The 26,744-nt window shown below is 67.0% G+C and carries 31 protein-coding genes; 22 read left to right on the forward strand and 9 right to left on the reverse strand.

The window, feature by feature from the left end; all coding sequences use genetic code 11:
- Positions 1-7 precede the first annotated feature (7 nt).
- Together AUL32_RS07685 and AUL32_RS07690 are read right to left on the reverse strand one after the other, a co-directional pair.
- Entirely contained in the window at positions 8-1,270 is a 1,263-nt protein-coding gene (locus AUL32_RS07685; RefSeq protein WP_156421365.1) for a c-type cytochrome, read from the reverse strand.
- A gap of 95 nt (positions 1,271-1,365) precedes the next feature.
- The gene (locus AUL32_RS07690; RefSeq protein ID WP_156421366.1) at positions 1,366-1,689 is read right to left on the reverse strand and encodes a PilZ domain-containing protein; all 324 of its coding nucleotides are present in this window, start codon (positions 1,687-1,689) and stop codon (positions 1,366-1,368) included.
- A 160-nt stretch (positions 1,690-1,849) separates the two neighbouring features.
- On the opposite strand from AUL32_RS07690, the gene AUL32_RS07695 reads away from it, so the two are divergent.
- The gene (locus tag AUL32_RS07695; protein ID WP_156421367.1) at positions 1,850-2,362 is read left to right on the forward strand and encodes a hypothetical protein; all 513 of its coding nucleotides are present in this window, start codon (positions 1,850-1,852) and stop codon (positions 2,360-2,362) included.
- A gap of 12 nt (positions 2,363-2,374) precedes the next feature.
- Here AUL32_RS07695 and AUL32_RS07700 read toward each other — a convergent pair whose 3' ends face one another.
- Both AUL32_RS07700 and AUL32_RS07705 read right to left on the reverse strand, forming a co-directional pair.
- Positions 2,375-2,692: a polyhydroxyalkanoic acid system family protein gene (locus AUL32_RS07700; RefSeq protein WP_061976882.1), complete on the reverse strand. Its 318-nt coding sequence runs from the start codon at positions 2,690-2,692 to the stop codon at positions 2,375-2,377.
- A gap of 146 nt (positions 2,693-2,838) precedes the next feature.
- Positions 2,839-4,245, reverse strand: coding sequence for a DEAD/DEAH box helicase (locus tag AUL32_RS07705; protein WP_061976880.1), 1,407 nt, complete (start codon positions 4,243-4,245; stop codon positions 2,839-2,841).
- Between the two features lie 344 nt (positions 4,246-4,589).
- Between AUL32_RS07705 and AUL32_RS07710 the strand changes: the two genes are divergently transcribed.
- Together AUL32_RS07710 and AUL32_RS07715 are read left to right on the forward strand one after the other, a co-directional pair.
- A complete protein-coding gene (locus AUL32_RS07710; protein ID WP_062113382.1) occupies positions 4,590-6,077 on the forward strand; it encodes a sensor histidine kinase in 1,488 nt (495 codons plus the stop codon).
- A 52-nt stretch (positions 6,078-6,129) separates the two neighbouring features.
- Complete coding sequence (locus AUL32_RS07715; protein ID WP_062113385.1) at positions 6,130-6,516, forward strand: response regulator; 387 nt, start codon at positions 6,130-6,132, stop codon at positions 6,514-6,516.
- A 48-nt stretch (positions 6,517-6,564) separates the two neighbouring features.
- On the opposite strand, the gene AUL32_RS07720 is transcribed toward AUL32_RS07715, so the two are convergent.
- A complete protein-coding gene (locus tag AUL32_RS07720) occupies positions 6,565-7,728 on the reverse strand; it encodes a D-alanyl-D-alanine carboxypeptidase family protein (RefSeq protein WP_062113428.1) in 1,164 nt (387 codons plus the stop codon).
- Positions 7,729-7,958: 230 nt separating this feature from the next.
- Between AUL32_RS07720 and AUL32_RS07725 the strand changes: the two genes are divergently transcribed.
- Positions 7,959-8,924, forward strand: a complete 966-nt coding sequence (locus tag AUL32_RS07725; RefSeq protein ID WP_062113389.1) for a DUF808 domain-containing protein — start codon at positions 7,959-7,961, stop codon at positions 8,922-8,924.
- Between the two features lie 15 nt (positions 8,925-8,939).
- On the opposite strand, the gene AUL32_RS07730 is transcribed toward AUL32_RS07725, so the two are convergent.
- Together AUL32_RS07730 and AUL32_RS07735 are read right to left on the reverse strand one after the other, a co-directional pair.
- A complete protein-coding gene (locus AUL32_RS07730; protein WP_062113391.1) occupies positions 8,940-10,760 on the reverse strand; it encodes an ABC-F family ATP-binding cassette domain-containing protein in 1,821 nt (606 codons plus the stop codon).
- 9 nt (positions 10,761-10,769) lie between these two features.
- A complete protein-coding gene (locus AUL32_RS07735) occupies positions 10,770-11,693 on the reverse strand; it encodes a LysR substrate-binding domain-containing protein (protein ID WP_062113393.1) in 924 nt (307 codons plus the stop codon).
- Positions 11,694-11,790: 97 nt separating this feature from the next.
- On the opposite strand from AUL32_RS07735, the gene AUL32_RS07740 reads away from it, so the two are divergent.
- Positions 11,791-12,036, forward strand: a complete 246-nt coding sequence (locus AUL32_RS07740; RefSeq protein WP_156421368.1) for a hypothetical protein — start codon at positions 11,791-11,793, stop codon at positions 12,034-12,036.
- Between the two features lie 32 nt (positions 12,037-12,068).
- On the opposite strand, the gene AUL32_RS07745 is transcribed toward AUL32_RS07740, so the two are convergent.
- Positions 12,069-13,400, reverse strand: a complete 1,332-nt coding sequence (locus AUL32_RS07745) for a FliI/YscN family ATPase (RefSeq protein ID WP_062113398.1) — start codon at positions 13,398-13,400, stop codon at positions 12,069-12,071.
- Positions 13,397-14,122 carry a flagellar basal-body rod protein FlgF gene (gene flgF, locus AUL32_RS07750; protein WP_061976863.1) on the reverse strand — a complete coding sequence of 242 codons (726 nt, stop codon included), beginning with the start codon at positions 14,120-14,122 and terminating at the stop codon, positions 13,397-13,399. The genes AUL32_RS07745 and flgF overlap by 4 nt, the downstream gene beginning before the upstream one ends.
- Before the next feature lie 223 nt (positions 14,123-14,345).
- Between flgF and motA the strand changes: the two genes are divergently transcribed.
- From motA to fliP, 17 genes are all read left to right on the forward strand, one after another.
- Positions 14,346-15,215 (forward strand): flagellar motor stator protein MotA, encoded by an 870-nt coding sequence (gene motA, locus AUL32_RS07755; protein WP_061976861.1) that lies wholly within the window; start codon positions 14,346-14,348, stop codon positions 15,213-15,215.
- Positions 15,216-15,224: 9 nt separating this feature from the next.
- On the forward strand, positions 15,225-16,160 hold the full coding sequence (locus AUL32_RS07760) for a FliM/FliN family flagellar motor switch protein (protein ID WP_062113401.1): 936 nt from the start codon (positions 15,225-15,227) through the stop codon (positions 16,158-16,160).
- Positions 16,141-16,491, forward strand: coding sequence for a DUF6468 domain-containing protein (locus AUL32_RS07765; RefSeq protein ID WP_062113404.1), 351 nt, complete (start codon positions 16,141-16,143; stop codon positions 16,489-16,491). The genes AUL32_RS07760 and AUL32_RS07765 overlap by 20 nt, the downstream gene beginning before the upstream one ends.
- Before the next feature lie 165 nt (positions 16,492-16,656).
- Positions 16,657-16,995, forward strand: a complete 339-nt coding sequence (fliN, locus tag AUL32_RS07770; RefSeq protein WP_062113430.1) for a flagellar motor switch protein FliN — start codon at positions 16,657-16,659, stop codon at positions 16,993-16,995.
- Positions 16,996-17,005: 10 nt separating this feature from the next.
- Entirely contained in the window at positions 17,006-18,028 is a 1,023-nt protein-coding gene (locus AUL32_RS07775) for a FliG C-terminal domain-containing protein (protein ID WP_061976854.1), read from the forward strand.
- A gap of 75 nt (positions 18,029-18,103) precedes the next feature.
- Positions 18,104-19,192, forward strand: a complete 1,089-nt coding sequence (gene flhB, locus AUL32_RS07780; protein ID WP_061976852.1) for a flagellar biosynthesis protein FlhB — start codon at positions 18,104-18,106, stop codon at positions 19,190-19,192.
- 80 nt (positions 19,193-19,272) lie between these two features.
- On the forward strand, positions 19,273-19,707 hold the full coding sequence (locus tag AUL32_RS07785; RefSeq protein WP_244497720.1) for a hypothetical protein: 435 nt from the start codon (positions 19,273-19,275) through the stop codon (positions 19,705-19,707).
- 196 nt (positions 19,708-19,903) lie between these two features.
- Complete coding sequence (gene flgB, locus AUL32_RS07790; RefSeq protein ID WP_061976848.1) at positions 19,904-20,284, forward strand: flagellar basal body rod protein FlgB; 381 nt, start codon at positions 19,904-19,906, stop codon at positions 20,282-20,284.
- A gap of 6 nt (positions 20,285-20,290) precedes the next feature.
- Positions 20,291-20,707 carry a flagellar basal body rod protein FlgC gene (gene flgC / locus AUL32_RS07795; protein WP_061976845.1) on the forward strand — a complete coding sequence of 139 codons (417 nt, stop codon included), beginning with the start codon at positions 20,291-20,293 and terminating at the stop codon, positions 20,705-20,707.
- 5 nt (positions 20,708-20,712) lie between these two features.
- Positions 20,713-21,039, forward strand: coding sequence for a flagellar hook-basal body complex protein FliE (locus tag AUL32_RS07800; RefSeq protein WP_061976844.1), 327 nt, complete (start codon positions 20,713-20,715; stop codon positions 21,037-21,039).
- A gap of 15 nt (positions 21,040-21,054) precedes the next feature.
- Positions 21,055-21,837, forward strand: coding sequence for a flagellar basal-body rod protein FlgG (gene flgG / locus AUL32_RS07805; protein ID WP_061976842.1), 783 nt, complete (start codon positions 21,055-21,057; stop codon positions 21,835-21,837).
- 3 nt (positions 21,838-21,840) lie between these two features.
- Positions 21,841-22,326, forward strand: coding sequence for a flagellar basal body P-ring formation chaperone FlgA (gene flgA / locus AUL32_RS07810; protein WP_061976840.1), 486 nt, complete (start codon positions 21,841-21,843; stop codon positions 22,324-22,326).
- A complete protein-coding gene (locus AUL32_RS07815) occupies positions 22,323-23,522 on the forward strand; it encodes a flagellar basal body P-ring protein FlgI (protein ID WP_082659390.1) in 1,200 nt (399 codons plus the stop codon). Before flgA ends, AUL32_RS07815 begins: the two co-directional genes overlap by 4 nt.
- 8 nt (positions 23,523-23,530) lie before the next feature.
- On the forward strand, positions 23,531-24,160 hold the full coding sequence (locus AUL32_RS07820) for a MotE family protein (RefSeq protein WP_062113413.1): 630 nt from the start codon (positions 23,531-23,533) through the stop codon (positions 24,158-24,160).
- Positions 24,157-24,864 carry a flagellar basal body L-ring protein FlgH gene (gene flgH, locus AUL32_RS07825; protein ID WP_187301275.1) on the forward strand — a complete coding sequence of 236 codons (708 nt, stop codon included), beginning with the start codon at positions 24,157-24,159 and terminating at the stop codon, positions 24,862-24,864. The genes AUL32_RS07820 and flgH overlap by 4 nt, the downstream gene beginning before the upstream one ends.
- 273 nt (positions 24,865-25,137) lie before the next feature.
- Positions 25,138-25,734, forward strand: coding sequence for a flagellar basal body-associated FliL family protein (locus tag AUL32_RS07830; RefSeq protein WP_062113416.1), 597 nt, complete (start codon positions 25,138-25,140; stop codon positions 25,732-25,734).
- Positions 25,731-26,513, forward strand: coding sequence for a flagellar type III secretion system pore protein FliP (fliP, locus tag AUL32_RS07835; protein WP_062113422.1), 783 nt, complete (start codon positions 25,731-25,733; stop codon positions 26,511-26,513). Before AUL32_RS07830 ends, fliP begins: the two co-directional genes overlap by 4 nt.
- The last annotated feature ends 231 nt before the right edge of the window (positions 26,514-26,744 follow it).

The raw sequence follows: 26,744 nt of genomic DNA on the forward strand, positions 1-26,744 counted from the left end.
TTATGCTTCACGGCTGCGCCGCCTTGGCGACAAGTTCGTCCACGGTCTCGCCCAACTTGGCGAAGGGCGGCTCGCTGGAATAGCGGGCGCGCACATAGGCCGCGATCTCCGCCACCTGCGCTGGTGTCAGGATCGCGGCGAAGCCGGGCATGGCCGGGCCGATCATGCCGGCCGAGGGCTGGCGCCCATGCAGAATGAAGTTCACGAGATTGCGCGGCGTCTCGGCATGGGTCGCGCCGCTCTTCTCCAGGGGGAGGCCCTGCGCACTCGCGGATGCGCCCCCGCCATGGCACTGGGCGCAGGCGCTGGCAAAGAGCGCCGCGCCGGGCAGCCGCTCGGCGGCCTCCGCCTGTGACGGCTCCACCGGCCGGCGCACGTCTTGGGCCATGACGGACAGGAGGTAGGCCGCGATCGCCCCGGCATCCTCCGCAGGCGTGCGGGCCAGATTGACGCCCACCGGCTGCATCGGCCCCGCCGCCGCGCCGTGGTCGACCGAGTAGCCGTCGCGCAGATAGGTTTCGAGCGTGCCTTGCGTCCAGGGAACGGCGACCTCGATCCGGCCTGCGATGGCCGGGGCGGACCAGCCGGCGGACAGGCCCCCTTCCAGCGCCTGCGAGCTCTTCTCGGCCTGGATGAGATTGCGCGGCGTGTGGCAGGCGCCGCAATGGCCCGGCCCTTCCACGAGATAGCGGCCATAGTCCACCCGCTCGTCAGTGGCGGGGTCTGGTTCGAAACGCCCTTCTGAGAATCCGAGCAGCTTCCAGCCCGCCAGAAGCGGGCGAAAGCGCAGAAGGGCGGGCAGGTCGTTTTCCGGCGCTGCGCGGCGCACGGGCTCGCGCGTCATCAGAAAGGCGTAGAGCGCCGAAACGTCGCCGTCCGACAGCTTGGTGAAATGGTCGTAGGGGAAGGCGGGATAGAGATGCTCGCCGCGCTGGCCGATGCCCTGGCGAAGGGCGCGCGAAAAGGCCTCGAGCGACCAGGAGCCGATGCCGGTCTCCTCGTCGGGCGTAATGTTGGTGCCGTAGATCGTGCCGAAGGGCGTCTCGACGCCGTAGCCACCGGCATAGGAGGGGCCGCCCTTTGCCGTGTGGCAGACCTGGCAATTGCCGATCCGCGCCACGCGCTGGCCGCGCTCGATCGCCAGTTCCGAGAAGACGGCGCGGCTCTGGCGCGGTACGGGCTCCATGGCCTTCGGGCTCAGCGCATAGGCCAGAAAGGCGAGGCCGGCCACGACGGGCAGGCCGAGAAGCAGCAACAGAACTCGAATCAAACCCGCAAGGCCTCGATGCGTCGGAGAGCAAGTCCTTTTACATGCGGCAGCGGGCGGACGCGGCCAGATGCCGGGTCATCACGCTCTCGCGCGCATCAGGGCGAAACGGCGTAGAAGCGCCCGGCGATGCGGTGGCGCTCCTGCGTTTCCACCGCGAGGGCGAGCGAGTCGAAGACGAGGCCGAGTTCGGCGCCGTTCGCCCAGACGATGCGCGCGCGATGCTTATGCGATTCGACCTCGTCGAACAGAAACAGCTCGTCCGGGATCGCGGTTTGAACCGGCGCGAAAGCGCGCACGCGCGCGCCATGGGGCGAGTGCTCCACCATCGTGCAGTCGCAGAGGAACCGCCCCGCCTGACTCAGGAGCTTGGCGGGTCTGAGGCGCGTCCTGCGCCGCGCTTCCCGGCGTCGATCGTGCATCACGGGCCATCACCTCCGAGGCGGGACGCCGCATCCGGCGGCGTCGATTCAGACTTGGCTAACCCTACGCAGAGATACGCCCGGCGCCAATGCGCCATGCTCGATCTTCGTTAACGGGCTCGGCGCAACCCTCGGCTAACCACGCACCGAGGATTTCGCCATGTCTGATATGACGGCAATGGAACTGGACGAAGCGAGCGGGCAGGCGCCGCGACCCTTGCGCGAACGCCTGTCGCTCGGGCCATTCTCCGACGAATGGACGGCGGCGGACTGGATCGTCGGCTCGGCCTCGGTCCTCCTGGCGATCGCGTCCGCCGGCTTCTTCGGCTGGTCCTTCGTCGTGTCGATGAAGTCGCCGGACTATTTCCAGCAGGCTGCGCTCGCCAACATGCCCCCGAAGCTCGACCGGATCGAAACCGGCTCGATCGACGTGGCGAACGCCATGCCGGTGCCGCAGATCGTGCGCCTCAGCGAGCCGACGCCGGCGGACTATCAGATCGTGATGGTGTTCAACAACGAGGCGCTGCTGGCGACGCGCAACGAACTGATGCGTGTCAAGGTCGGCTCGATCGTGCCTGGCCTCGGCCTTGTGCGCACCATCGATACGGAGGCGGGAAGCCCGACCGTGGTAGCCGAGAACGCCACTCTGCACGGCGCGCCCGCTACGCGCTGACGGCTAGCGGCCTCAGGCCTTCTTGCTGTCCAGCAGGAGGGTTCCTTCCGAGCGGATCTTGCCCGTCACCTTGTTGGCGAGCGAGGCGAGGAAGCCCGGCAGGTCGAGCTCGACATGGACATGGTCGTCCAGAATGTCGAGCCGGCCGACGATGCGCTGGCCGAGCATTCCGGCGCGAAAGTCGAGATGGTCGCCCGACCATTGGTCCTCGAACTTCAGCATGCCGCCGGTGGCCTCGGACCGAATGCGGTCGAACCCCTCGTTGATCCGCTGCCGCGCGGCCTCGCGCGTCAGCTTGTGGGGGATGTCGACCTTCACCGTCTCGGCCATGTCACCGTCTTTCGATTGGCGTTTGCTTCGCCCCTGCATATGGGGGGCAGGGGTGAGCGCGCAACCTTGCCGGCTCGGCCCCGGCGCGGACACGAAAAAAGGGGCCTTTCGGCCCCTTTCGCTTGTCGGATGGATCGCGGTCCGGCTCAGCCGGCGACGCGAGTCCCGCCCTGCGGGCGCGGGCTGCGCCGACGGGTGCGGTTGCGGTTCGGCTGGCCGTCACGCTCGTCGCCCCGCGGCGCGGCATTCTCGCTGCGCTGAGCGCCGCGCTGATGCTCGCCATGCGGACGACGCTCGCCGGACTGGCCGCCGCGACCACCACCGCCGCCACGACCGGCTTCGCTGCGTCCGCCGCCGGGGCGGCCGGAGCGCTGCGGCCGGGGGCCGCGCTCGCCGCGCGGCTCGTCCGGGGCGCCGGAGGCGTCAGAGAACTCGTTCGACTGCACGTCGAAGCGAAGGCCCGTCAGCTTTTCGACCTGGCGCAGCTTGGAGCGCTCGGACGGATCGCACAGCGTGACCGCGATGCCGGACTTGCCGGCGCGGGCCGTGCGGCCGATGCGGTGGACATAGCTTTCCGGCTCTTCCGGCAGGTCGAAATTCACGACATGGCTGATGTCATCGACATGGATGCCGCGCGCCACGATGTCGGTGGCGACGAGGACCTTCAGCTTGCCGGCATGGAACTCGGACAGTGCCCGCTGACGCGCGCCCTGGCTCTTGTTGCCATGGATCGCCAGCGCGCCGATGCCGGCCTTTTCCAGGTCTTCCGACAAGCGGTTGGCGCCATGCTTGGTGCGGGTGAAGATCACCGCCTTATCGAAGCCCGGCAGATGCTTGATCAGCCAGTGCTTCTTCATCTTCTGCGGCACCAGGAAGACGCTCTGCTCGATCTTCTCGACCGTCACGACTTCCGGCGTCACTTCGACGCGAACCGGGTTCTTCAGGAGCTTGGCGGCCAGCGAGGCGATGTTGTCCGGCATGGTGGCCGAGAACAGGAGCGACTGGCGGTCGGAGGGCAGCATCTTCACGATGCGGGTGATGTCGCGGATGAAGCCCATGTCGAGCATCCGGTCCGCCTCGTCGAACACGACGTGGCTGATGTCGGACAGGGTCAGGCCGCGCTGGTCGATCAGGTCGAGAAGGCGACCGGGGGTCGCGATCACGATGTCGACGCCGCGACGGGCCGCTTCCATCTGCGGACGGATGGAGACGCCGCCGAAGACGGTCATGTGGCGGATCGGCGTGCCGGCCGTGAAGCCCTTCACGTTCTCGGCGATCTGGATCGCGAGCTCACGCGTCGGGGCGAGCACGAGAACCTTGGCGGAGCCGGACTTCGGCCGGGCGCCCTGGCGCAGCAGCGCGTCGATGATGGGAAGCGAGAAGGCGGCGGTCTTGCCGGTGCCGGTCTGCGCGATGCCGAGGACGTCGCGATTCTTCAGAACGGCGGGAATGGCCTGCGCCTGGATCGGCGTGGGCACGGTGAAGTCCATCGCCGCAAGGGCGGACAGAAGCGCGTCGGCAAGGCCGAGCGCCTGGAAGTTCGTCTGGGTCAAGGAGTGCCTTTGACTGGCTTCGGCCTGTGGAGGCCGATAAACGGCTGACCGTTCCTGCGCGGGAGCAGATCAGCACGGACCGCGGCTGGCAAACATTGCAGCCAGCAGGCGCCCGATGGCCTGACCCCAAATAGTCGGGGGAAGCGGGCACTGCGCAAACGCGGGTATGTGGCTCCCATATCGGCGCATGCGGACCGGGCGTCAAGGCATTTCGGCGCGCGCCAGCGATTGCCAGCCATGCAGAAAGACACCAGCCTGACAATCATGCCCCCTTTTTTCCGTTGGATTTCCGGGGGGCCTCTCCGATATGAACAAAAGGGGGACATAGGGAAAGGCGAGCTGATTTGTCGGGGGAAACGGTGCTGCGCGCCGCGGGCGACGTGGGCTTTTCGTTTCTGGAGGGAGGCGGAGAATGCGGCGAGCTGATGCGGCAGACCGACTGGTCCGCCACGGCGCTCGGCGCGATGGAGGCGTGGCCGCAGAGCCTGCGCACGGTCGTCGGCATCATGCTCGGTTCGCGCCAGCCCATGCTCGTGGTCTGGGGGCGCGAGCAGATCACCCTCTATAACGACGGCTATGCCGCCATGTGCGGCCAGCGCCATCCGCGCGCGCTGGGGCGTCCGTTCCACGATCTCTGGTTCGACCTGTGGGATGTCGTGAAGCCGATTCTGGACCGGGCCTATGCCGGCGTGTCCACGCATATGGACGACATCGAGTTCACGATGCACCGCAACGGCTATCCCGAGGAGACGCATTTCGCCTTCTCCTATACGCCCGTGCGCGTCGAGAACGGCGAGGTCGGGGGCATGTTCTGCGCCTGCACGGAAACCACGGGCGAGGTCATCGCGCGGCGCCGGATGGCGGCCGAGCGCGCCCGGTTTCAGCAGATGTTCCAGCAGGCGCCGAGCTTCATGGCGATGATGAACGGGCCGGAGCATCGGTTCGAATGGGCCAATCCCGCCTATCTCAGGCTCGTGGGCGATCGTGACCTGATCGGCCGGACGATCGGCGAGGCGCTGCCGGAGGCGATGGAGCAGGGCTACGGCGCGCTTCTGGCCGAGGCCTTCGCCAGCGGCGAGGCGCACGCGCAGAGCGGGGCGCGCTTCGTGACGCAAAACGAGCCTGGCGGGCCGCAGGTGGAGCGCTTCCTCGACTTCGTCTACCAGCCTGTTCGCGACGAGGCGAACGCTGTGGTCGGCATTCTGGTGGAGGGCTACGACGTCACGTCGCGGATCATGGCCGAGCAGCAGCGCATCGAACTGATGCGCGAGATGGCCCACCGCATGAAGAACTCCATGGCCATGGTGCAGGCCATCGCCACGCAGACGCTGCGGCAGGTGAAGACGGTGGAAGAGGGGCGGGAGGCCATTTCCGGCCGCATCGCCGCGCTGGCCCGCGCGCAAGACATCCTGACAAGGGTGGACTGGGACAGCGCCGACATTCGCGAGGTGGTGGATGCCGCCTTGAGCGTGCTCGACCATGCGCGGGGGCGATTCCGCATTTCCGGCGGCCCGGTCACGCTCAGCAGCCAGAAGGCGCTCGGCTTGTCGCTGGCGCTGCACGAACTCGCCACCAACGCCGTCAAATATGGAGCGCTTTCGAACGATACGGGTCAGGTCGAGATAGAATGGGATGCCAAATCGGACGGAGATTTCACCTTCCGGTGGCAGGAGTCGGGCGGCCCCAGCGTCGAGGTTCCCGTCCGGTCAGGCTTTGGAACGCGCCTCGTCCAGCGGATCGTCGCACCCTATTTCCAAGGTGTAGCAAAGCTAGATTATGCAACCCAAGGTCTAGTGTTCACGTTGAATGGAAAGGTGAGCGCAAGATTATAGTATCATAGTCATACGAACGGGCGGCCGAGGCCGACCCTCTTCGTATCAAAGGATGCTTCCCTTGGGTCGTTCTCGCTTTCCGCAACGCCATGGTGCCGTGATTGTCGATGACAACACGCTTCTGATGATGGACGCTATGGACATCGCGGAAGAGGCGGGGCTCGTGGCTTATGGGGCGCGCAATGCCGACGAGGCCATCCGCCTTCTCGAAGCCCAGCCCGATATCCGTATTCTTTTCACCGACGTGCAGATGTCGGGCTCGATGGACGGCTACCGGCTCGCCGCCACGGTGCGCAATCGCTGGCCGAACGTGCGTATCCTGGTGACGTCAGGCGTGCGGCCGCCCGCCGGCGACGAACTGCCCGAAGACAGCCTGTTCTTCTTCAAGCCCTATCCCCATCAGGCCGTGATGAGCGCCATGGCGCAGGCGACGGTCTGAGAGGCAAAGCCGGCGGCGCGGGCGACGCGCCGCCTTAAGCCTCGTGCATCAGCGGAAATGCCCGAGCACGGTGTTTTGGATGCGCTGCAGGAGGCTCGCTTCCTCCACCGCGCGGGCGGCGAAGAGCGGCTCCTCGCGCAACACCTTCCCACCCTGCAGGACGCGCAGCTGCGCCACGCGGCGCCCCTCGGGCACCGGCGCGTCCACGATGCCGAGCGGCACGATCTCGTGGGTCACCGGCCCGCCGCCTTCGCCGCGCGGCTGGAGGAAGCGGATCTCGCCGCCCGGGCGCACCGGCACGCTCTCCTCCGCCCCGTTGCGGACCGGCACCTCGCCGAGCGATTCCCCCGCCTTCGCCACGACGATGGATTCAAAGCCGCGCAGGCCCGCCGTCATCATGGCGCGCGCCTGCTCGGCGCGCTCCTGCACGCTCTTCATCCCCGTCAGCGCGAAGACGATGCGCCGGCCCGTGTCGTCCTTGACCGAGGCGACGAGGCCGTAGCCGGCCTCGGCCGTGTGGCCGGTCTTCAGTCCGTCCGCGCCGAGCGGCAGGAGCGGGTTGCGCGAGCGCTGCGTGATGCCGTTGAAGGTGAACTCCTCCTCCGAGAAGAGCGGGTACTGCTCGGGAAACTCGCGGATGAGATAGCTCGCCAGCGTCACCAGATCGCGCGCGGAGACATATTGCTGGGGGTCGGGCAGGCCGTGCGGATTGACGAAATGCGAATGGGTCAGCCCCAGCTCGCGCGCTTTGCGGTTCATCATCTCGGCAAAGGCCGGAACGCTGCCGGCAATGCCCTCGGCGGCGACGATCGTCGCGTCGTTGCCGGACTGGATGGCGATGCCCTTGATGAGGTCGGCAAGGGTGACCTGCGAGTTCAGCGGCAAGAACATGGTGGAGCCGCCGGACGCCGCGCCGCCCGTGCGCCAGGCGTTTTCGGACACGGGAAAGCTCTCGTCCAGCCGCACCGAACCCTTGCGCAGCTCGTCGAAGATCACCGCCAGCGTCATCAGCTTCGACAGGCTGGCGGGCGGAATTTCCTGATCGGCGTTCTTTTCGAACAGAAGCGTGCCGCTGCCGAGATCCACCATGAGAGCAGCGCGGGCGGTGGTTTCCAGCGCCAGCGCGGGCTGGGCGAGCGCCAGAACGAGGGCCGCGAGAGCAAGGACCCACTTCGCCCCACGCGGCGATTCGATCGTTGCGCTGAAGCTCATGGCTGTCTCCCTCCTCACGGCCGCATCCAGCCGCCCCGTGCGGGCGGCTTCGAACCGAAAGAGTGCATCGCCGAACGGAAAAGGAAAGCACTCTTCGCGCACGATCTCGTTGGCGAGGCGTTGGCTGTGTATGAGTGGCATCAAGGCCGCAGCTTAACCAGCGGCAAGCGGGGTCTCATGGGGTGGGCTGGAGATCGCGCCGGGTGCATTCGAGGGGATGTTAAGAGACCATGAGCATCGGATTGATCGCCCTTCTGGACGATGTCGCCGCCATTTCGAAAGTCGCCGCCGCTTCGCTGGACGATGTCGGCGCGCAGGCGGCCAAGGCCGGCGCCAAGGCCGCCGGCGTCGTGATCGACGATGCGGCCGTGACGCCTCGCTATGTCGTGGGCTTCGCGGCCGAGCGCGAACTGCCGATCGTCTGGCGCATCGCCAAGGGCTCGGTGCGCAACAAGCTCCTGTTTCTCCTGCCGATCGCGCTCGTGCTCGGCGCCTTCGCGCCCTGGGCCATCACCCCGCTCCTGATGCTGGGCGGCGCCTATCTCTCCTACGAGGGGGCGGAAAAGATCTACGAGAAGCTGGTGCCCCACGAGGCCCATGGGCACGAGGCGGCGCTGCCGACGGTGGCCGCCAAGGCGCCGCAGGCGCTAGAGGACGAGCGGGTCGCGAGCGCGGTGAAGACCGATTTCATCCTGTCGGCCGAGATCATGGCGATCACTCTGGCCGGCCTGCCCGAGGGCGGGATCTGGACCAAGGCGGTGGTCATGGCGATCGTCGCGGTCGGCATCACGGCCGTGGTCTACGGCGCGGTGGCGCTGATCGTGAAGGCCGACGATGTGGGCGTCGCGCTTGCGCGGCAGAGCAACGGCGCGGCGGCCGCCTTCGGGCGCGGCCTCGTGCGCTTCATGCCGCATTTCCTGCGCCTTCTGGCGCTGGTCGGCACCGCCGCCATGGTCTGGGTCGGCGGCGGCATCATCGTCCATGGCCTGGCTGGCTACGGCCTCGCCGGGATCGAGCACGTCATCCACGACGCCAGCGTCGCGGTGTCCGCCCTCGTGCCGGCGCTCGGTGGGTTCCTCGGCTGGCTCGTCACGGCGATCGGATCCGGCATCGTCGGCGTCCTCGTCGGCTTCGCGCTGATCCCGATCGTCGGCAAGCTGCTCGCCCCGGCCTGGAAGGCGGTGACGGGGCACTGAGCCCCGTCTTTCCTCTCAACTCTCCATCTCGGCCTTGAGCATTTCCAGCTCCAACCATTCGTCCTCGGCCTTGGCGAGGGCGGCGCGGTCCTTCTCGCTGCTGGCGGCGAGCTTGGCGAAACGGTCCGGGTTCTTGGTGAAGAGAGCGGGGTCGGCCATCTCCGCTTCGGCCTTGGCGATCGCCGCTTCCAGCTTGGCGATCTCCTTGGGCAGGTTCTCCAGCGCGAACTTCTGCTTGAAGGAAAGCTTGGTCGTGGCGGCGGCTGTCTTCGCGGGGGCCTTGCTCTCCGCGCCCGAACCTGCCGCCGCTTTGGGCTTGTCGGCCTTGCGCGCTTCCTTCAGCGCGCCGCGCTTCTGCGAGGCCATGTCGGAATAGCCGCCGGCATATTCCAGCCAATGGCCGTTTTCTTCCGGCGAGATGACGCTCGTCACCGTGCGGTCGAGAAAGTCGCGGTCGTGGCTGACGAGGAGCACGGTGCCGGGATAGTTGGCGATCAATTCCTGCAGGAGGTCCAGCGTCTCCATGTCGAGATCGTTGGTCGGCTCGTCCAGCACCAGGATGTTGGCGGGCGTCGCCAGGGTCTTTGCCAGAAGCAGCCGCGCCCGCTCGCCGCCCGACAGGTTGCCGACCGGCGTGCGAATCTGCTCGGCCTGGAACAGGAAGTCCTTGAGATAGCCCGCGACATGGCGCGGCTCGCCGTTCACCATCACCTGATCGCCGCGCCCGTCGGTCAGCGCGTCGGACACGGACAGATCGTCCCTCAGGCTGGCGCGCTTCTGATCGAGAAAGGCGAGATCCAGATTGGTGCCGAGGCGCACCGTGCCGCTGTCGGGCTCGGCCTCGCCGATCAGGATCTTGAGGAGGGTCGTCTTGCCCGCCCCGTTCGGCCCGACGAGGCCGACCCGGTCTCCCCGCTGGATGCGGGTGGAGAACTCGTCGATCAGGACGCGCTCGTCGTAGCGCTTGGATATGGCCTTGGCCTCGATCACCAGCTTGCCGCTTTCGCGCGTCTCGCCGACCGCCATCTCCACCGTGCCCACGGCGCGCCGGGCGTTCTTGCGGTCGGCGCGCAGCTGGTGAAGGCCGGCGAGGCGCCGCTCGTTGCGCGTGCGCCGGGCGGTCACGCCGTAGCGCAGCCAGTGCTCCTCGCGAACGATCTTGCGGTCGAGCTTCTGAAGGTCGCGCTCCTCTTCCTCCAGCACCTTGTCGCGCCAAGCCTCGAAGCCGGAAAAGCCCTCGTTCAGCCGGCGCACCGAGCCGCGATCGAGCCAGACGGTGGCCTCCGTTACCCGCTCAAGGAAGCGCCGGTCGTGGCTGATCGTGACGACCGCCGAGCGCATGCCCCGAATTTCTTCTTCCAGCCATTCGATGGTCGGAAGGTCCAAGTGGTTGGTGGGCTCGTCCAGAAGAACGATGTCGGGCTCGGGCGCCAGAACGCGGGCGAGCGCGGCACGGCGCGCCTCGCCGCCCGACAGATCGCCCGGCCGCGCGTCGGCGCGAAGGCCGAGACCCTCGATCAGGCGGGTGACGCGATAGGGCTCGTCGGCCGGCCCGAGCCCGGCCAGGACATAGGCCTCCACCGTCGCGGCCGCGCCGAAATCAGGCTCCTGCGCGAGATAGCGGATCGTCGCGCCGGGCTGGCGAAACACCTCGCCGCCATCGGGCTCGACGATGCCGGCCGCGATCTTCAGGAGGGTCGACTTGCCGGAGCCGTTGCGGCCGACCAGCGCGATCCGGTCTCCCGGCAGGACGCCGAGTTCGACATGGGTGAGAAGGGGGGTGCCGCCGAAGGTGAGGCGCACGCCGTCGAGACGAAGAAGCGGGGGAGGAGCCATGGCCGGCTTCTAGCCGATCCCTTTCCGGCTTGAAAGATCGCCGTCCTCCTCGGGGAAGTGGCCGAGCAGCCATTCGCGGAAAAGGCGGATCTTCGGCGCGTTTCGCCGGCCGGGCGGATAGCACAGCCAGTAGCCGCGCGAACTGGGGCAGAGAAGCTCGAAGGGCGGGCGCAGCCGCCCGGCGGCGACATCGTCGCGGTAGAAGAAGGGCGTGAGGATCGCGACGCCGTGCCCCGAGACGGCTGCGATGGCCTCCAGATCCTGCCCGCCCATCTTGTGGCCGTCGTCCTTGTCGAACCCCGTCCGCTCGACGCCGGCATGGGCGAACCATTCGTTCCACCAGGGATCGGTCGGGTCGATTAGGGGATAGCGCAGGAGATCGGCGGGCTCGCGCAGGGGCAGGCCGATCTTTGCTTCCAGCACCGGGCTCAGCATGGGCGTGAAGTCGGCGGACAGAAGCTTGTGGGAGACCAACGCGGGGGAGGGAGGCGGGCCGCCCCGAATGGCGAGGTCCACCGGCTCGCGCTCGAAATCGCTGACGTCGCGCGTCGCGTGAAGGCGCACCGCGATCTCGGGATGGGCAAGCTGGAAGGCGTAGAGATGGCGTGCCAGCCAGCCGGTGGCGAAGGTAGGAATGACGCTGATGGTGAGGACGCCGGACGCGCCGCCCTTGGCCGCCTCGAAGGCGGCGGCGATGAGATCGAAGGCGCCGGTCGTGTCCGCACCGAGGCGCCGGCCGGCATCGGTCAGCGAAATTGGCCGCTTGCCGCGCAGGAAGAGCGGCGTGCCGACGCGCTCTTCCAGAACGCGGATCTGATAGCTGACGGCGGCCTGCGTCATGCCGAGCTCGGCGGCGGCGCGGGTGAAGCTCAGATGGCGCGCGGCGGCCTCGAAGGCGCGAAGGGCGGCGAGCGGCGGCAGGGATCGCGACATAATGCATAAAACCTCCTTATGCATCATGCCCGAGCTTCGATTGGACCCGCAAGCCTTCCGGCGCGATCTCTTGCCTCGCAAACAGGAGGATCAGACCATGCGGACGGGATCGATCGAACGGGCGAGGAGTCGGATCGCGTCCGGTCTTCTCGCCAAACTCAGCTTATGGATCGGCTCGGTTCGGCAGCGTCTCGCGCAGCATGTCTGCGTCCTGCAGGAAGACGAGATGCCCGATTGGCTGAAGCGGGATATCGGCTGGCGGGACGGGCCGGCCGATGCGCCGCGCGCCGTCGTGGAAGGTTGGAGCCGCCCGCCCGCCACCCGGCCGCGCAAGTCGGCCTGAGCGGCGGGCTTAAGGATAGGGGCGGTTCGAGATCAGCCGGGCGTCATGCCGGCCTTCAGCCGGCGCGAGAGATCTTCGAACGGCTGATCGGTCGGCCCGTCCGCCGGGCCCTGCAACAGGGCACCATAGACATGCGGCACGAGATCCACCGCCTGATCGAGCGTGGCGTCGGCGCCGCGCTGGTAGCCGCCGAGCAGGCGAAGATCGCGTGTGTCCTCGAAGCGCGAGATCATGGAGCGCAGGCGCGAGACGAGCTCGCGCTCCTCCGTGCTCCAGGACAGGTCCGCCAGACGCGAGATGGATTTCAAAACGTCCACGGCCGGAAAGCGGCCTTCCTCGGCGATCGAGCGGCTGAGCACGATATGGCCGTCCAGCGTGCCGCGAATGGAGTCGGCCACCGGCTCATTGTGGTCGTCGCCGTCCACCAGCACCGCGAAGAGCCCGGTGATCGTGCCGCTGTTGGGAGCGCCGGGGCCGGCGCGCTCCAGAAGGCGCGGCAGCTCGGAAAAGACGCTGGGCGGATAGCCGCGCGCCACGGGTGGCTCGCCAGCCGCCAGCGCCACGTCGCGCGCGGCGTGGGCAAGGCGTGTCACCGAGTCGACGATCAGCAGCACATGGTCGCCTTGGTCGCGGAAATATTCGGCCACCGTCATCGCGGTCTTGGGCGCGAGGCGGCGCATCATGGCGCTCTCGTCGCCGGTGGCGACCACGGTCACCACGCGCGACAGCTCGCCCTGCATGGTGACTTCGAGGAACTCGCGCACCTCGCGGCCGCGCTCGCCGACCAGCGCCACGACAACCGTGTCGAAGCCCTTGGCCCGCGCCAGCATGCCCATCAGGGTCGACTTGCCGACGCCCGAGCCGGCGAAGATGCCCATGCGCTGGCCCCGGATCAGGGGCGTGAAGATGTCGATCGCCTTGACGCCGGTCTGAACCGGCGCGGTGACGCGGCCGCGCCGCATGGCCGCGTCCGGCAGCGTGTCGGTGAGATAGGCGACGGGGCCTTGCTCGAGGGGGCCGAGATCGTCGCAAGGGCGGCCGAAGGCGTTTACCGTGCGCCCGCGCCAGCTGGCGGCGGGCGAGACGGTGACGGGGCCGGTGCGCCAGGCGAGCGAGCGCACGCCGCTCTGGAAGCGCACGGCGAAGGGCTTGACGGTCGCGGCCGCCTCCTCGACGCGCACGACCTCGCCCAGCTCCTCGCCCTCGGGCCCGTCGCAGACCACGCAGTCGCCGAGCTTCACATAGGGGCTGAGGCCTGCGACGCGGAAGGCCTGCGCCGACACGTCCACGATATGGCCGCTGACGCGGATCAGGGGCTCGCTCAAGCCGGACAGATCGACCTTCTGCCTCGGGCCTGCCGTCACTTCACGGCTCCGAGCTGGGTAACGGCGTTGTTGAGCGAGGATTCGGAGGTCTGGATCATATTGGCGGCCTGCTCGAAGGCGCGCTGCACCTCGATGAGGCGCGTCATCTCAAGGATCGGGTTGACGTTGGAGCCTTCCACATAGCCCTGGAGCACCGAGGTCTTCTCGAAGTCCACCACGGGCACGGCCGCCTTATCGGGCACCACGCCGGAGGTTCCGGCGCGCTGCAGATTGGCGCCCACCGGCATCTCGAACAGGCCGACCGCTCCGACCTGCACGTTCTTCTGGGTCAGCATGCCGTCGCGCGCGATGGAGACCGGGCCGCCCGCCGGGTCGATCAGCAGCGGCGCGCCGCCGACGTCGAGGAACGGCTCGCCGTTCACGGTCACGAGCTCGCCCGTGTTGCGCATCTGCATGCGGCCGTCGCGGGTGTAGACGGTGCCCTTGGGCGTCTGGATGGCGAAGAAGGCGTCGCCGCCCACCGCGATGTCGAGCGCGTTGCCGGTCTGCGTCATCTCGCCGGCGCGGGTGGACAGGTAGCGCTCGCCGCCGGAGGTGAAGGCCACGGTCTCGGGCGCGGTGCGCGACAGGAAGCTCTCGAACTTCACCTCTTCGGCGCGAAAGCCCGCCGTGCGCAGGTTGGCCAGATTGTTGGCGATCGTGTCGAGGCGCTTTTCCGTGGCGAGCTGGCCGGAAAGAGCGACGGGGAGCGATGTCTGCATGGGGGAGAGGCCTTGGGAATCGCGAGAGGGTGCCGGTCCCGGAGGGAAGCGGGCGGGCGGCCCCCGCACGTGGCGGATGCCTCCCTTCGAACCCACCATAACCCTAAGCAAATGGATCGAAGCTGACCCTTTCGTTCGGCCATGGAACCTTCCGCAGCGCACAGTCTCGCGCAAGTCGGCCCCCCTATGCGTTAACCAATTCTTTCCTCACCAGGGGCACCCGATGGGTATCATTCTCGGCCTTCTCGTCACGATCGGTTGCGTGCTGGGCGGCTACGTCGCTTCGGGCGGCCATCTCTACGTCCTCTGGCAGCCCTACGAACTGCTGATCATTCTGGGCGCCTCGCTGGGCACCTTCCTGATCGCCAACAACATGAAGGTGGTGAAGGACACGGGCAAGGCGATGGGCGAGGCGTTCAAGGACGCCGTTCCCAAGCAGCGCGACTATCTCGACCTTCTCAGCCTCCTCCACTCCCTGATGCGCGAGATGCGCTCTAAGTCGCGCTCGGAAGTGGAAGCCCATGTCGACAACCCCGCCGAGTCGGCGATCTTCAGCGCGTTTCCGAACATTCTGAAGAACCAGGCGATGACCAACTTCATCTGCGACTATTGCCGCCTCATCATCATCGGCAACGCCCGTCCGCACGAGATCGAGGCGCTGATGGACGAGGAAATCCACACCGTCCAGCACGACAAGCTGAAGCCCAAGCATGCCGTGCAGGAAGTCGCCGACGGTCTTCCCGCGCTCGGCATCGTCGCCGCCGTTCTGGGTATCGTGCACGCCATGGGCGCGCTGGACCAGTCGCCCGAAGTGCTGGGCCATCTCGTGGGCGCCGCGCTGGTCGGCACCTTCGCCGGCATCTTTTTCTCCTACGGCGTGTTCGCCCCGCTGGCCGCCAAGATCAAGAGCGTGCGCGAGAAGCAGATGCGCATGTACATCATCATCAAGCAGACGCTCATCGCCTACATGAACGGCGCCCTTCCGCAGGTCGCTCTCGAATACGGCCGCAAGGCGATCTCCGCCCATGATCGCCCGACGATCGACCAGGTCGAGGCCGAGACGATCGGCGGCGGCGCACCGGCAGCGGCATAAGGAGGCTTCATGGACACCGTCACCGACCGCCGCATCGGAGAGCGGCTTCGCTCGGCGGCCCGGATCGAGCCGGACCGCTACCCCCGCCTCAAGGTCATCGGCGCCGCCTGGGCCGAGGCCGCGAGCGCCAAGCTGAACGCGACCTACGCCTCCGAGCTGAAGATCGAGTTCGCGGACCTTTCGAACTTCGTCTTCGACGCCAAGGCGATGGAGCAGGCCGAAACGCAGATCGCGCTCACCGTGCGCTCGCCCAAATGGCGCGAGACGGTTCTGGTGGCCGGCGGCCCGCTCTTCGTCGACACGGTCTCGGAAGCGGCCTTCGGCGGCGACGGGCGCAACAAGCCCGAGCTCGGCCGCCCGCTCACCAGCGTCGGCAAGTTCTTCGCCGACAACGCCCTGCGCGCCTTTGTCGATACGGGCAACGCCGTGTTCGGCGACATCGCCCCGATGCAGATGGCGCCCGACCGGCTCGTCACCGAGGAGATCGGCCCAAAGCTCGACGCGTTGCTGCTGAAGGACGCGCGCCAGTTCGTGGAGTTCCGCTTCGAGGTCTCGATCGGCCGCTGTCTGGCGGCGCTCAGGATCGCGGTGCCCGAAGCGGTGCTCTCGCTCCACAAGCGCGCGCTCGCCGTGATCCCGGACGCCGGCCCCTCGATCGTCGACGAAAGCTGGACCAAGGATCTGGAAGCGGGCTTCCAGAAGGCGGACATGCGCGTCAGCGCGCTTCTGGCCGAACACCCGACGACGCTCGGCGAGGTCGCCTGCTTCCAGGTCGGCCAGACCCTTTCGCTCAACGTGACGATGGAAAGCCTGCTCGTTCTCGAATGCGAGGGCCAGCGCCTGTTCCGCGGCCATATGGGCCGCTCGCGCGACAGCTACATGGTGCGGATCGAGGAATCGGTCGACCCGACGGAGGAGTTCATCGATGACATCCTTTCTGATTGACGCGATTCTGGTCGGCGCCCTTCTCGTCACCAGCTGGCGCACGGGCTCGATGTATCGCGAGCTGCGCCGCCTGCGCGGCGACGAGTCGGCCCTGCGCGCGGCGCTGGTGGAGGCCGACCAGTCGATCAACAGGGCGGCCAACGCCGTGATCCTCCTGAAGACCGAGGGCGTGCAGACGCTGCGCAGCCTCGAGGAGCGCATGGGCGAGGCCCAGGAGCTCACCGAACGCCTCGACATCATCCTGGACAGCTACGAGCGCCGACGCGCCCAGCCCGCCAACGATGTGGACGCCCTGTCCCGCTTCGCGTCAGTTCCAGCAGCTATTCGTTAATAAATGGGGTCGCTTCGACCCGGCGACATTTCGAAGGACCTGTCTTCCATGCCCAACCAGACGATCGACCTCGAGACCGAAACGACCTTCACGCCCAATTTCGGCATGGAGGCCACCGAGTTCGCCGAAGAGACCGAAACCGAGTTCGGCACCGAAAACGGCTTCATGGCGGAAGGCTACGAGGAGATGGTGCCGGCCGCGGCGGACCTGCCCCCGGCCCAGCCCAATCTCGACGTCATCATGAACATCCCCGTGACCATGCAGGTCGTGCTCGGCTCCACCGTGATGCCGGTCGCCAACCTGATGAAGCTCGGGCGCGGCGCCGTGGTAAAGCTCGACACCAACGTGTCCGACCCGGTGGACCTGATGGTCAACGGCCGCATCGTTGCGCGCGGCGAGGTGGTGGTGCTCGAGAACGAGGACCAACGGTTCGGCATCACGCTGACGGAGATCGTGTCGCCGGCCGTGCGCCAGCCGCGCTCGAAGTCCGCCGGCGCCATCTGACGGCCTCGCCATGTTGGGTGCCTACTCACCTTTGGAGCTCGAAGGACCGAACAAGTCCGGCGCAGCTCGCGCGGCGATCCTGCTGCTCACGCTTGGCGGCGAAGGCGCAGCCAAGCTCCTGAAGCATTTTACCCCCGACGAGATCCGCACCCTGCGCCAAGGCGCCTCGCACCAGAAGCCGGTGACCGCGATCGAGCTCGACGCCATCGTCGCCGACTTCCAGGACGCCTTCCGCAGCGGGCCGGGCCTTGCCGCCCTCGACAGCGAACTGTCCAAGCTCCTGCGCTCGTCGTTGTCGAGCGAGGAGTTGGCGCTGGTCTTCGATCGCGACGAGGGTCTCGAGGACGAGAACGCGCTGCCGGTCTGGTACGAGCTGGAACAGCTCGGCGCGCAGGCCATCACCGCGCTTCTTCTCAAGGAGCATCCGCAGATCATCGCCTATGCCGTGCAGCGCCTGAAGGCGGAGGTGGCCGCCCAGGTCGTCGCCGCGCTGGACGGGCCGCTGCGCAACGACGTGGTGCGACGCATGCTCTCGGCCAAGCCGCCGACCGAGCAGATGGCGCGGCTCATCGAGCACCGCTTCCGCGAGTCCTTCGTGGCGGCCGGCAACGGCGCCGAGCGCAAGGCCCGGCACGCCACGCTCGCCGAGATCGTCAACCGCATGGAAAAGCGGCAGACCGACGATCTCCTGGAATCGATCGAGAGCAGCGAGCCGGAAGAGGCCAAGGAGCTGCGCAAGCTGCTCTTCGCCTTCGAGGACATTCCGGGTCTTCCCAAGAAGTCCCGCCTGCTCCTGTTCGACGCGATCCCGACCGAAACGGTCACGCAGGCCCTGTCGGGCACCGACGAAACCATGCGCGAGGCCGTTCTGGCGGCGCTCGGCGCCCGCGCCCGGCGCATGGTCGAAGCCGAGCTCGGCCGCAACGAGGCGGTGGCGGCGAACCTCGTCCACGACGCGCGGCGCTCCATCGCCGCGGCCGCCCTTCGCCTTTCGGCCGAAGGTCGTCTCGACCTCACCGAAAAGGGCGAGTGAACCCAGGACGCCGGGCGGGGACCATGAGGGTCCTCTCCCGGCGTTTTCTCATGCGCGATCGGGAGCGGGCGGACCATGGCGGACGGCGCGGACAAAGAGTCCCAAACAGAAGACCCGACAGAGAAGCGCATTCGCGACACGGTGGAGAAGGGCAACCTTCCCGTTTCGCGCGAGGCGCCGATCCTTGCCTCGCTCCTGGCGTCCATCTGCGTCGTCATCTTCCAGGCGCGCAACAACGCCGCCCAGCTGTTCAGCGATCTGAAGGTCACCTTCGAGAACCCGACGCAATGGCCGCTGCGCAACGGCTACGACGCGCTCGGCTTTCTTCATGCCACGACGCTTCAGGCCGCCCATTTCGTGCTGCCGGCCACAGGCCTCTTCGTCGTCGCCGGTATTCTCGCCTCGCTCCTGCAGAATCCGCCGCAGATCAATCTTGAGCGAATTCGACCCAAGGCTTCGAATGTTTCGTTAAGCCAAGGTTGGGGTCGCATGTTCGGCAAGCGCGGCTTCACCGAGTTCGCTAAGTCCTTGTTCAAGTTCTTTGGCGTAACAATCATCGTCGGATGGATCCTTTCCGAGGAATTACCCCTCTTGTTGACGACGATGTTCTCAGATCCTCTTCAGTTGCCGGAAACCATCCTCGGCTTGGCGATGCGGCTCCTGGCCGCCGTGTCGGTGGCGACGATCCTGCTCGTGGCCGCCGATCTTCTCTTCTCCCGCATCCTGTGGCGGCGCGACCTGCGCATGTCCAAGCAGGAGATCAAGGACGAGATGAAGCAGTCGGAAGGCGATCCGATGGTCAAGGCGCGCCAGCGCCAGATCGCCCGCGAGCGCAACCGCCGGCGCATGATGGCCTCGGTTCCCAAGGCTACGGTCGTGATCGCCAACCCCACGCACTACGCCATCGCCCTGCGCTATGTGCGCGAGGAAGGCGGCGCGCCGCTCGTCGTCGCCAAGGGCGTCGACGCCATGGCCTTGAAAATTCGCGAGATTGCCGAGACGCATGACATTCCCGTAGTGGAGGACAAGCTCTTGGCAAGGTCGATGTACGATCATGTCGAAGTCGATCAGATGATTCCGCCGCAGTTCTTCAAAGCTGTCGCCGAGGTCATCTACTATCTCCATGAGCGGTCAGGCACACGCATGGAAATTGGGGTCGCCTAAGCGGACCGTGGCACACCGTCATGCGTCCGGACCGACATGTTCTTCTTCCCGAGTAAAGGTTCTCCATGGGCGCCCAAGTCATGCTTAACGTTCGCAACAAGCACGCAGCGGATCGGGAACGGCTGGTGGCGAACGGCATCCGCGAAGTCGTCGCGGAACTGCGGCTGGTGGAGGCGATCGACTATGTCGCCTTCCTGCGTATGGAAGCCTACGGCAACATCGCCGACATCGTGGAATCCTCGGCGCAGCTCTACCTCCAGCCCGGCGCGCTGCGCTTTGCGGACTCAGGCGAAGTGCAGCTGACCTGGGGCTCGGCCCCGACCATCGATCTCGACATGGAGCTTCGCCTGCCCGAGGTCAGCGTCCATTTCCGCCTGAGCCTGTCCTCGACGCGGGCCTCTGTCCACATCAACTACATCGCGTTTTCCGAGCCGGACACCGACCCCAGCGTCAACACGCAGCGCCTGGCGCGCGCGATCGAGGGCGCCAGGATGCGCACCGCGCCGCGCGTCTGAGCCCTCTCGCACCACCCGGTTCCGATCCAGGCCCCGCCGCAAGGCGGGGCCTTTTCTTTTGTCCTTAAGTATTAATGTGTGTTAACTTCGGTTAACGATTGATTAATAAGGCGTTTTTGTTCCGTTCACCAGTTTCGGACAAGTGGATTTTCTTAAAACGGCGTTACGAGATGTTTCTCGAGGATGAACGCCCCCCATGAGCGATCTTTATCTCTTCGGCCTTTCCTCCACGCGCGCCGACTGGCTCTCGCAGCGCCAGGCCGTGGTCGCCGAAAACGTCGCCAACGCCAACACGCCGGGCTACCGGGCCAAGGACGTGTCGGCCTTCACGACGGTCCTGGAAACCACCAAGCTGGATCTCGCCGCCTCCAACCCGAGCCACCTCGTGGCCTCGGCCGGCAAGGATTTCGGCGTCGACGAGGCCCGCCAGACCCCTTGGGACATCACCCATTCCGGCAACTCGGTGAGCCTTGAGCAGGAAATGCTGAAGGCGGGCGAGATCTCGCGCGACTACGCGCTCGACACGTCGATCGCCAAGGCCTTCCACCGCATGTATCTCTCGACCGTGAAAGGCTGACGGGCGATGACCGACGCCATTTCCTCCGCGCTTCGCATCGCCGCCAGCGGCCTCGAAGCCCAGTCGACCCGCCTGCGCGTCGTTTCCGAAAACGTCGCCAACTCGCGTTCGACGGGCGAGACGCCGGGCTCCGATCCCTATCGCCGCAAGACCGTGACCTTCACCTCCGAGATCGACCGCCTGACCGGCGCCGAGATCGTTCATGTGAAGGACGTCGGCGTCGACCGGTCCGAGTTCAAGTCGGAATACGACCCGGGCAATCCGGCGGCGGATGCCGACGGCTACGTCAAGATGCCCAATGTCAGCCCGCTCGTCGAAATGGCCGACATGCGCGAGGCCAACCGCTCCTACGAAGCGAACCTGCAGGTCATCAAGCAGGCGCGCGAGCTGATCAACCTGACCATCGATCTCATGAGAGGCTGAACGCCATGATCCCCGCCATCGGAAGCGCGGCCGCGCGCGTCGACACCTTTCGCCTGGATGGGCTCGCCCCCGCGCTGACCTCCGGGCCGTCCGAATCCAGCGCCGCCTCCGCCGGGCAGGGCTTCGCCGCCGCCATGGCCGACATGGCCCGCGAGGCCAGCCACACGATGAAGGGCGCTGAGGCGACCTCGATCCAGGGCGTCAACGGCAAGGCCTCGACCCAGGCCGTGGTGGACGCGGTGATGGGGGCCGAACGCACGCTCCAGACGGCCATCGCCATCCGCGACAAGGTCGTCTCCGCCTATCTCGAACTTTCCCGCATGTCGATTTAACGAAAGTATCAGCCAATGCGCGCCCTTGCGATCGCCGCGACCGGCATGAACGCCCAGCAGACCAATGTCGAAGTGATCGCGAACAACATCGCGAACATCAACACCACCGGCTTCAAGCGCGCCCGCGCCGAGTTCACCGACCTTCTCTATCAGGTCGAGCGGGCCCAGGGCGTTCCGGCGCGCGGCGGCGAGAACGTCGTTCCCGAAGGCGTGCAGATCGGCCTCGGCGTGCGCACGGCGGCGGTTCGCTCGGTGCATATCCAGGGCGCTCTGGAGCAGACCGGCAACGATCTGGATCTGGCCATCAACGGCCAGGGCTACTTCCAGATCCAGGGCCCGGGCGGCGAGGTGCTCTACACCCGCGACGGCGCCTTCAACAAAAGCGCCACGGGCCAGATCGTGACGCTGGACGGCTTCACCGTCGATCCCGGCCTCACCATTCCGCAGAACACCACACAGGTCAGCGTCAACAACACCGGCGAGGTCTATGCCAAGGTCGAGGGCACCGATCAGCTGATCGGCCAGCTCACGCTCGTCAACTTCGCCAACGAGCCGGGCCTCGCCGCGCAGGGCAACAACCTGTTCCGCGAGACTGCCGCCTCCGGCGCGCCGATCGCCGGCATTCCCGGCGACCCCGGCTACGGCGTCATCAAGCAGGCCTATCTGGAAAATTCCAACGTCGATCCGGTGAAGGAAATCTCCGAGCTGATCTCGGCGCAGCGCGCCTACGAGATGAACTCCAAGGTCATCCAGGCCGCCGACGAAATGGCCGGCGTCGTCTCCAAGGGCCTCCGCTAAGCCATGCTTGCAGCCTCGCTTCTCCGCCGTCTCTTCCTCGCGGCTTCGCTGGGCGCGGGGCTCGCTCCATCACTCCTGCCGTCGCCCTCGCTGGCGGCGGATCTCAATCTGCCGGTGCCGACCGCCGTGGTCTATCCCGGCCAGAGCGTTCTCGACAAAGGCGTCATGCCCATGCGCTTCACCGTGCCGGGCGAGCAGTTGTCCGCCTACGTCGTCGAGGAAGGCATGCTGCGCAACCGCCTGGCGCGTCGCACGCTCCTGCCCAACCAGCCCATTCTCCTGTCGGACCTGAAGTCTCCCGACACGGTGACGGCGGGCGTGCCGGCCAAGCTGATCTACCGGGAAGAGGGGCTTCTCATCACCGGCATGGGCACGCCGCTCCAGTCCGCCGGCACGGGGCAGGCGGTGCGCGTGCGCAATATCGACAGCGGCGTCACGATTTCCGGCGTCGCCATGGAAGACGGCTCGATCGAGGTGTCCGCGCAATGAGCCGTTACCTTCGCCTTCTCGGGTTAGCCACTGCTGCCTCGCTCAGCCTCACCACGGCCTTCGCCGCCGATTACGGCGCCGGCTCCTACGGACAGGCGGGCATCGGCGCGCAGGAGCGCTTCAACGTCGTGGTTCCGCGCGTGCGCGCTTCGGGCGGCGTGCGCATCAAGGACATCACCACGATCAAGGGCGTGCGCGACAACCAGCTCGTCGGCTACGGTCTGGTGATCGGCCTTCAGGGCACGGGCGACAGCTTGCGCAACTCGCCCTTCACCGAACAGTCGCTCCAGTCCATGCTGGACCGGATGGGCGTCAACGTGCGCTCGGCCAACCCGCGCACCCGCAACGTCGCGGCCGTGGTGGTGACGGCCGATCTGCCGGCCTTTTCCGGCATCGGCTCGCGCATCGACGTCAACGTGTCCTCGCTCGGCGACGCCTCCTCGCTGATGGGCGGCACGCTCGTCATGACCCCGCTCTATGGCCCGGACGGCGAGATCTACGCCGTCGGCCAGGGCGCGCTTGCGGTCAGCGGCTTCTCGTCCGAGGGCACCAACGAGAGTCTGACGCAGGGCACGCCCACCACCGGGCGCATCGCCGGCGGCGCGTTGATCGAGCGCGAAGTGCCGCGTGCCACGGTGGAAACGCCGACCATCACGATGGAACTGCGCAACCCCGACTATCGCACGGCGATCCGCGTCGTGGACGCGATCAACGCCTTCTCCGTCAGCGCCTATGGGCGGCCGGTGGCGCGCGAGCAGGATTTCCGCAACATCACGCTGACCAAGCCCGCCAAGCTCTCCTCCACCCGCTTCATCGCCGATCTCGGCGATCTGCAGATCGCGCCCGACCAGGCGGCGAAAGTGGTGATCGACGAGCGCACGGGAACGGTAGTGATCGGGCAGGACGTCAAGATCTCGACCGTCGCCGTCACGCACGGCAGCCTGACCGTGCGCATCACCGACACGCCCAACGTCTCGCAGCCCGGCCCGCTTTCGAATGGCGAGACCGTGGTCACCAAGGACACGACGGTGGACGCCCAGCAGGGCGGCGGCAATCTCGCCATCGTGCAGGGCGCCAATCTCGACGCCGTGGTGCGCGGGCTCAACAGGCTCGGCCTGAAGCCCACCGGCATCATCGCCATTCTCCAGGCCATCAAGACCTCGGGCGCGCTTCAGGCCGACCTCGTGGTTCAGTGAGACCCGCCATGACCCTTTCGCCCATCGCCCGCCGCTCCTCCCTGTCGACCGCGCTTCTAGCCGGCGCGCTGCTCTTCGCCGGCCTTCACGGCGCGGCGGCCGAGGGCGGCGGCAAGGAGCCGGTCGGCCCGCCGACGACGCCGGCCAAGCTGCGGGTGATCGGCGCGGACGGGAGCGAATCCTCGGTGCCGGTGCAGCCGGTGACGGACGTGCAGCGCTACTGCTCCAACATCGCCGACCCCGCGCTGGACGCGCGCAACGCGCTGCAGCTCGCCAAGGTCAAGGAAGCCGAGGATCAACTCAGCGCCCGCATCGCCGAGCTGGAGACCAAGCGCCAGGAGGTCGAGACCTGGCTCGCCGCGCGCAAGGAGTTCATCGACTCCACGTCCGAGACGATGATCCAGATCTATTCCGGCATGAAGCCCGACGCGGCCGCCGGCCAGCTCGCCGGCATGGAGCGCCCGGTCGCGGCCTCGCTCCTGGCGCGCCTCAAGTCGCGCCAGGCTAGCGCGATCCTCGCCGAGATGCCGGCACCCGTCGCCGCCGAGCTCGCCAACATCATCACCCAGAAGACAGACCGAGCGGCCCAGGCGGACAATGCCGGCGCGGCTCCCGCCGCCGGGGGACAAAAATCGTGAGACTTCTCGCCTGCCTTCTCGCCACCGGCGTTCTCGCCGGCTGCACCACCTCGCGCGAAGACCTGATGAAGGAGCCGATCCTGACCCCGGTCGGCACCGGCCTGCACCAGTTCCCACCCGTGGTCCAGCCGACGGCGGCTTATTCGGCCGAGCCGCCGCGCCACGTGAACTCGCTTTGGACCGGACGCAACGCCGACTTCTTCCGCGACACGCGCGCGCTCAACGTCGGCGACATCGTCACGGTCAAGATCAAGATCGACGACAAGGCGACGCTCGACAACAACACCAAGCGCTCGCGCGATTCGGGTGTCAGCGTCGGCGCCGACCTCAAGGGTTCGATCGGCTCCTACGGGCTTCCCACCGTCGGCACGACGCTCGGCCTCAAGAACGGCACCAAGACGACCGGCAAGGGAACCGTGGACCGCAAGGAGGAGATCAACGTCTCCGTTGCCGCCGTGGTTACGCAGGTTTTGCCCAACGGCAATCTCTACATTGCCGGCCAGCAGGAGATTCGGGTCAATTTCGAGGTCCGCGTCCTGTCGATCGCCGGCATCATCCGCCCGGGCGACATCCTGCCCAACAACACGATCTCCTACGAGAAGATCGCCGAAGCGCGCATTTCCTACGGCGGTCGCGGTCGCCTCTCCGAGGTGCAGCAGCCGGGCTGGGGCCAGCAGGTCCTGGACAACGCGCTGCCCTACTGACGCCTTCGCGATTGGGGCCGGCTCGTCCGGCCCTCAGCGCCTCACTTTCTCCGCTTCCCGACAGAACGGGCCGGCTTGCCGGCCCGTTTTTTCGCGTTTGGACGGATCGCAAGGCTCGGGCCAGCACGATTTCTTAACACTTGGCCCGGTGCTTCCGCGCACGCCCCTTGGCGAACGCGGCGGCGCTTAAGGCTGCCAAAGGGCAGGCCGCCCCCGGGCGGCCGCATGCTGGCCAATTGATTTTTCGCGCATTCCTTCCCGCCGGAGCGGCCTATGACCGACCTGACCCCCGAAGCGCTCGCCATTCTCGCGGGCGGCGATCCGCAAGCCAAGAAGGGCGGGCGGATGCAGACCATTGCCGTGGTGGCGGGGCTGACGCTTCTGGCCGGCGGCGGCGGGGCGGCCCTCGGCTTTCTCCTGAAGCCCGCGCCGGCACCTGCGCCCGCCACGGAGACGGCGGCGAGCGATCCGGCCGCCGCCGCCGCGCATGGCGAAGCCAAGCCGGGCGAGCATTCCGCCAAGGCGGAAACGGGCGAGGGGGGCTCGCTCGCCAACAAGGAAGCCAAGGGCCAGCCGCCCAGGGAAACCTTCGTGGCCATCCCCGCGATTCTCACCGACCTCGCCTCGCCCGTGGGCGCGCAGGTCCGCCTTGAGATGGGCCTCGTGCTGCGCAGCGAGGAGAAGGTGGACGAGACGGTTCTCAGCTCGCAGATCCAGGCAGACACGCTGGTCTTCCTGCGCACGCTGGAACTGGCGCAGATCGAGGGCTCGCGCGGCCTTCTCCATCTTAAGGAAGACCTTCTGGAGCGCGCCCGCCTTCGCTCGCCCGCGGTGGTCGACGTCACCGTCCGCTCGCTGGTGGTGAAGTGAAGCGCGCCCTTCTTCTCGGCGTCTTGTTGGCGGCCGCCGCCGCGCTTCCCGCTCAGGCGCAGGATGCGGTGGCGAATGCGGCGAACGATCTGGCGTCGCTGATTCCGGCCGGCGACGGCGCGGTGTCGGGGCGCATCGTGCAGCTCTTCGGCATCGTCACGGTCCTTTCCGTCGCGCCAGGCCTCCTGGTGATGGTCACCGCCTTCACGCGCGTCGTCATCGCCCTGTCGATCCTGCGCTCGGGGCTCGGCCTGCAGACGACGCCGGCCAATCTCATCATCATCTCCCTGTCGCTCTTCATCACCTTCTTCGTGATGATGCCGACCTTCGACCAGAGCTGGCGCGACGGGTTGCAGCCCTTGATGAAGGGGCAGATCACCGAAGAGGAAGCGCTGCCGCGCATTGCCGAGCCGTTCCGCGAGTTCATGCTGGATCAGGTGCGCAAGCAGGATCTGGCGCTCTTCTCCGACTTCAGCCAGACCGCCAATCGCAGCCGCCTGCCGGAAGTGCAGCAGGGCGACGGCGAGGGCGAGACCGTGGACTTCCGCGTCCTCGTCCCCGCCTTCATGATTTCGGAACTGCGCCGGGGCTTCGAGATCGGCTTCCTGATCGTCCTGCCCTTCCTGGTGATCGACCTCATCGTGGCGACGCTCACCATGTCCATGGGCATGATGATGCTCCCCCCCACCGTCATCTCGCTGCCCTTCAAGATCCTGTTCTTCGTGCTGATCGACGGCTGGAACATGCTGACGGGGAGCTTGGTGCGCTCGTTCATGTAAGGCCGCCTGATTTGTCCAGCCTTTCTTGCAAGAAAAAGCGAAAATTCGTTACAGGGGCGGTATGGAGCGGCCACAACTTTACGTTCCGTTAAGTACGCACTCATAAAGTCCTGTTGATAGCGGTTTGATCTCGCTGATACTCGATCAAAGGCATGATGCCGAACCGCGCCGCTGGACCCGCCAGCATGTCCCCTCACGAATTCGATCTCCTCGGGACACTTTCAACATGGC

Source organism: Aureimonas sp. AU40 (assembly GCF_001463785.1).
In the GTDB taxonomy this organism is placed as follows: Bacteria; Pseudomonadota; Alphaproteobacteria; order Rhizobiales; family Rhizobiaceae; genus Aureimonas.

Excerpts from the sequence above, each read along its gene's own strand:
- flhB (WP_061976852.1), top strand. The coding sequence starts at position 18,104 with ATGGCGGACGGCGCGGACAAAGAGTCCCAAACAGAAGACCCGACAGAG.
- AUL32_RS07700 (WP_061976882.1), bottom strand. The coding sequence starts at position 2,692 with ATGGCCGAGACGGTGAAGGTCGACATCCCCCACAAGCTGACGCGCGAG.
- AUL32_RS07690 (WP_156421366.1), bottom strand. The coding sequence starts at position 1,689 with ATGCACGATCGACGCCGGGAAGCGCGGCGCAGGACGCGCCTCAGACCC.
- flgA (WP_061976840.1), top strand. The coding sequence starts at position 21,841 with ATGCTTGCAGCCTCGCTTCTCCGCCGTCTCTTCCTCGCGGCTTCGCTG.
- AUL32_RS07820 (WP_062113413.1), top strand. The coding sequence starts at position 23,531 with ATGACCCTTTCGCCCATCGCCCGCCGCTCCTCCCTGTCGACCGCGCTT.
- AUL32_RS07735 (WP_062113393.1), bottom strand. The coding sequence starts at position 11,693 with ATGTCGCGATCCCTGCCGCCGCTCGCCGCCCTTCGCGCCTTCGAGGCC.
- AUL32_RS07715 (WP_062113385.1), top strand. The coding sequence starts at position 6,130 with ATGCTTCCCTTGGGTCGTTCTCGCTTTCCGCAACGCCATGGTGCCGTG.
- AUL32_RS07775 (WP_061976854.1), top strand. The coding sequence starts at position 17,006 with ATGTTGGGTGCCTACTCACCTTTGGAGCTCGAAGGACCGAACAAGTCC.
- motA (WP_061976861.1), top strand. The coding sequence starts at position 14,346 with ATGGGTATCATTCTCGGCCTTCTCGTCACGATCGGTTGCGTGCTGGGC.
- AUL32_RS07785 (WP_244497720.1), top strand. The coding sequence starts at position 19,273 with ATGCTTAACGTTCGCAACAAGCACGCAGCGGATCGGGAACGGCTGGTG.
- AUL32_RS07830 (WP_062113416.1), top strand. The coding sequence starts at position 25,138 with ATGACCGACCTGACCCCCGAAGCGCTCGCCATTCTCGCGGGCGGCGAT.
- AUL32_RS07695 (WP_156421367.1), top strand. The coding sequence starts at position 1,850 with ATGTCTGATATGACGGCAATGGAACTGGACGAAGCGAGCGGGCAGGCG.
- AUL32_RS07800 (WP_061976844.1), top strand. The coding sequence starts at position 20,713 with ATGATCCCCGCCATCGGAAGCGCGGCCGCGCGCGTCGACACCTTTCGC.
- flgC (WP_061976845.1), top strand. The coding sequence starts at position 20,291 with ATGACCGACGCCATTTCCTCCGCGCTTCGCATCGCCGCCAGCGGCCTC.
- AUL32_RS07815 (WP_082659390.1), top strand. The coding sequence starts at position 22,323 with ATGAGCCGTTACCTTCGCCTTCTCGGGTTAGCCACTGCTGCCTCGCTC.
- AUL32_RS07725 (WP_062113389.1), top strand. The coding sequence starts at position 7,959 with ATGAGCATCGGATTGATCGCCCTTCTGGACGATGTCGCCGCCATTTCG.
- AUL32_RS07730 (WP_062113391.1), bottom strand. The coding sequence starts at position 10,760 with ATGGCTCCTCCCCCGCTTCTTCGTCTCGACGGCGTGCGCCTCACCTTC.
- AUL32_RS07740 (WP_156421368.1), top strand. The coding sequence starts at position 11,791 with ATGCGGACGGGATCGATCGAACGGGCGAGGAGTCGGATCGCGTCCGGT.
- flgG (WP_061976842.1), top strand. The coding sequence starts at position 21,055 with ATGCGCGCCCTTGCGATCGCCGCGACCGGCATGAACGCCCAGCAGACC.
- AUL32_RS07765 (WP_062113404.1), top strand. The coding sequence starts at position 16,141 with ATGACATCCTTTCTGATTGACGCGATTCTGGTCGGCGCCCTTCTCGTC.
- AUL32_RS07760 (WP_062113401.1), top strand. The coding sequence starts at position 15,225 with ATGGACACCGTCACCGACCGCCGCATCGGAGAGCGGCTTCGCTCGGCG.
- flgF (WP_061976863.1), bottom strand. The coding sequence starts at position 14,122 with ATGCAGACATCGCTCCCCGTCGCTCTTTCCGGCCAGCTCGCCACGGAA.
- flgB (WP_061976848.1), top strand. The coding sequence starts at position 19,904 with ATGAGCGATCTTTATCTCTTCGGCCTTTCCTCCACGCGCGCCGACTGG.
- AUL32_RS07720 (WP_062113428.1), bottom strand. The coding sequence starts at position 7,728 with ATGAGCTTCAGCGCAACGATCGAATCGCCGCGTGGGGCGAAGTGGGTC.
- fliN (WP_062113430.1), top strand. The coding sequence starts at position 16,657 with ATGGCGGAAGGCTACGAGGAGATGGTGCCGGCCGCGGCGGACCTGCCC.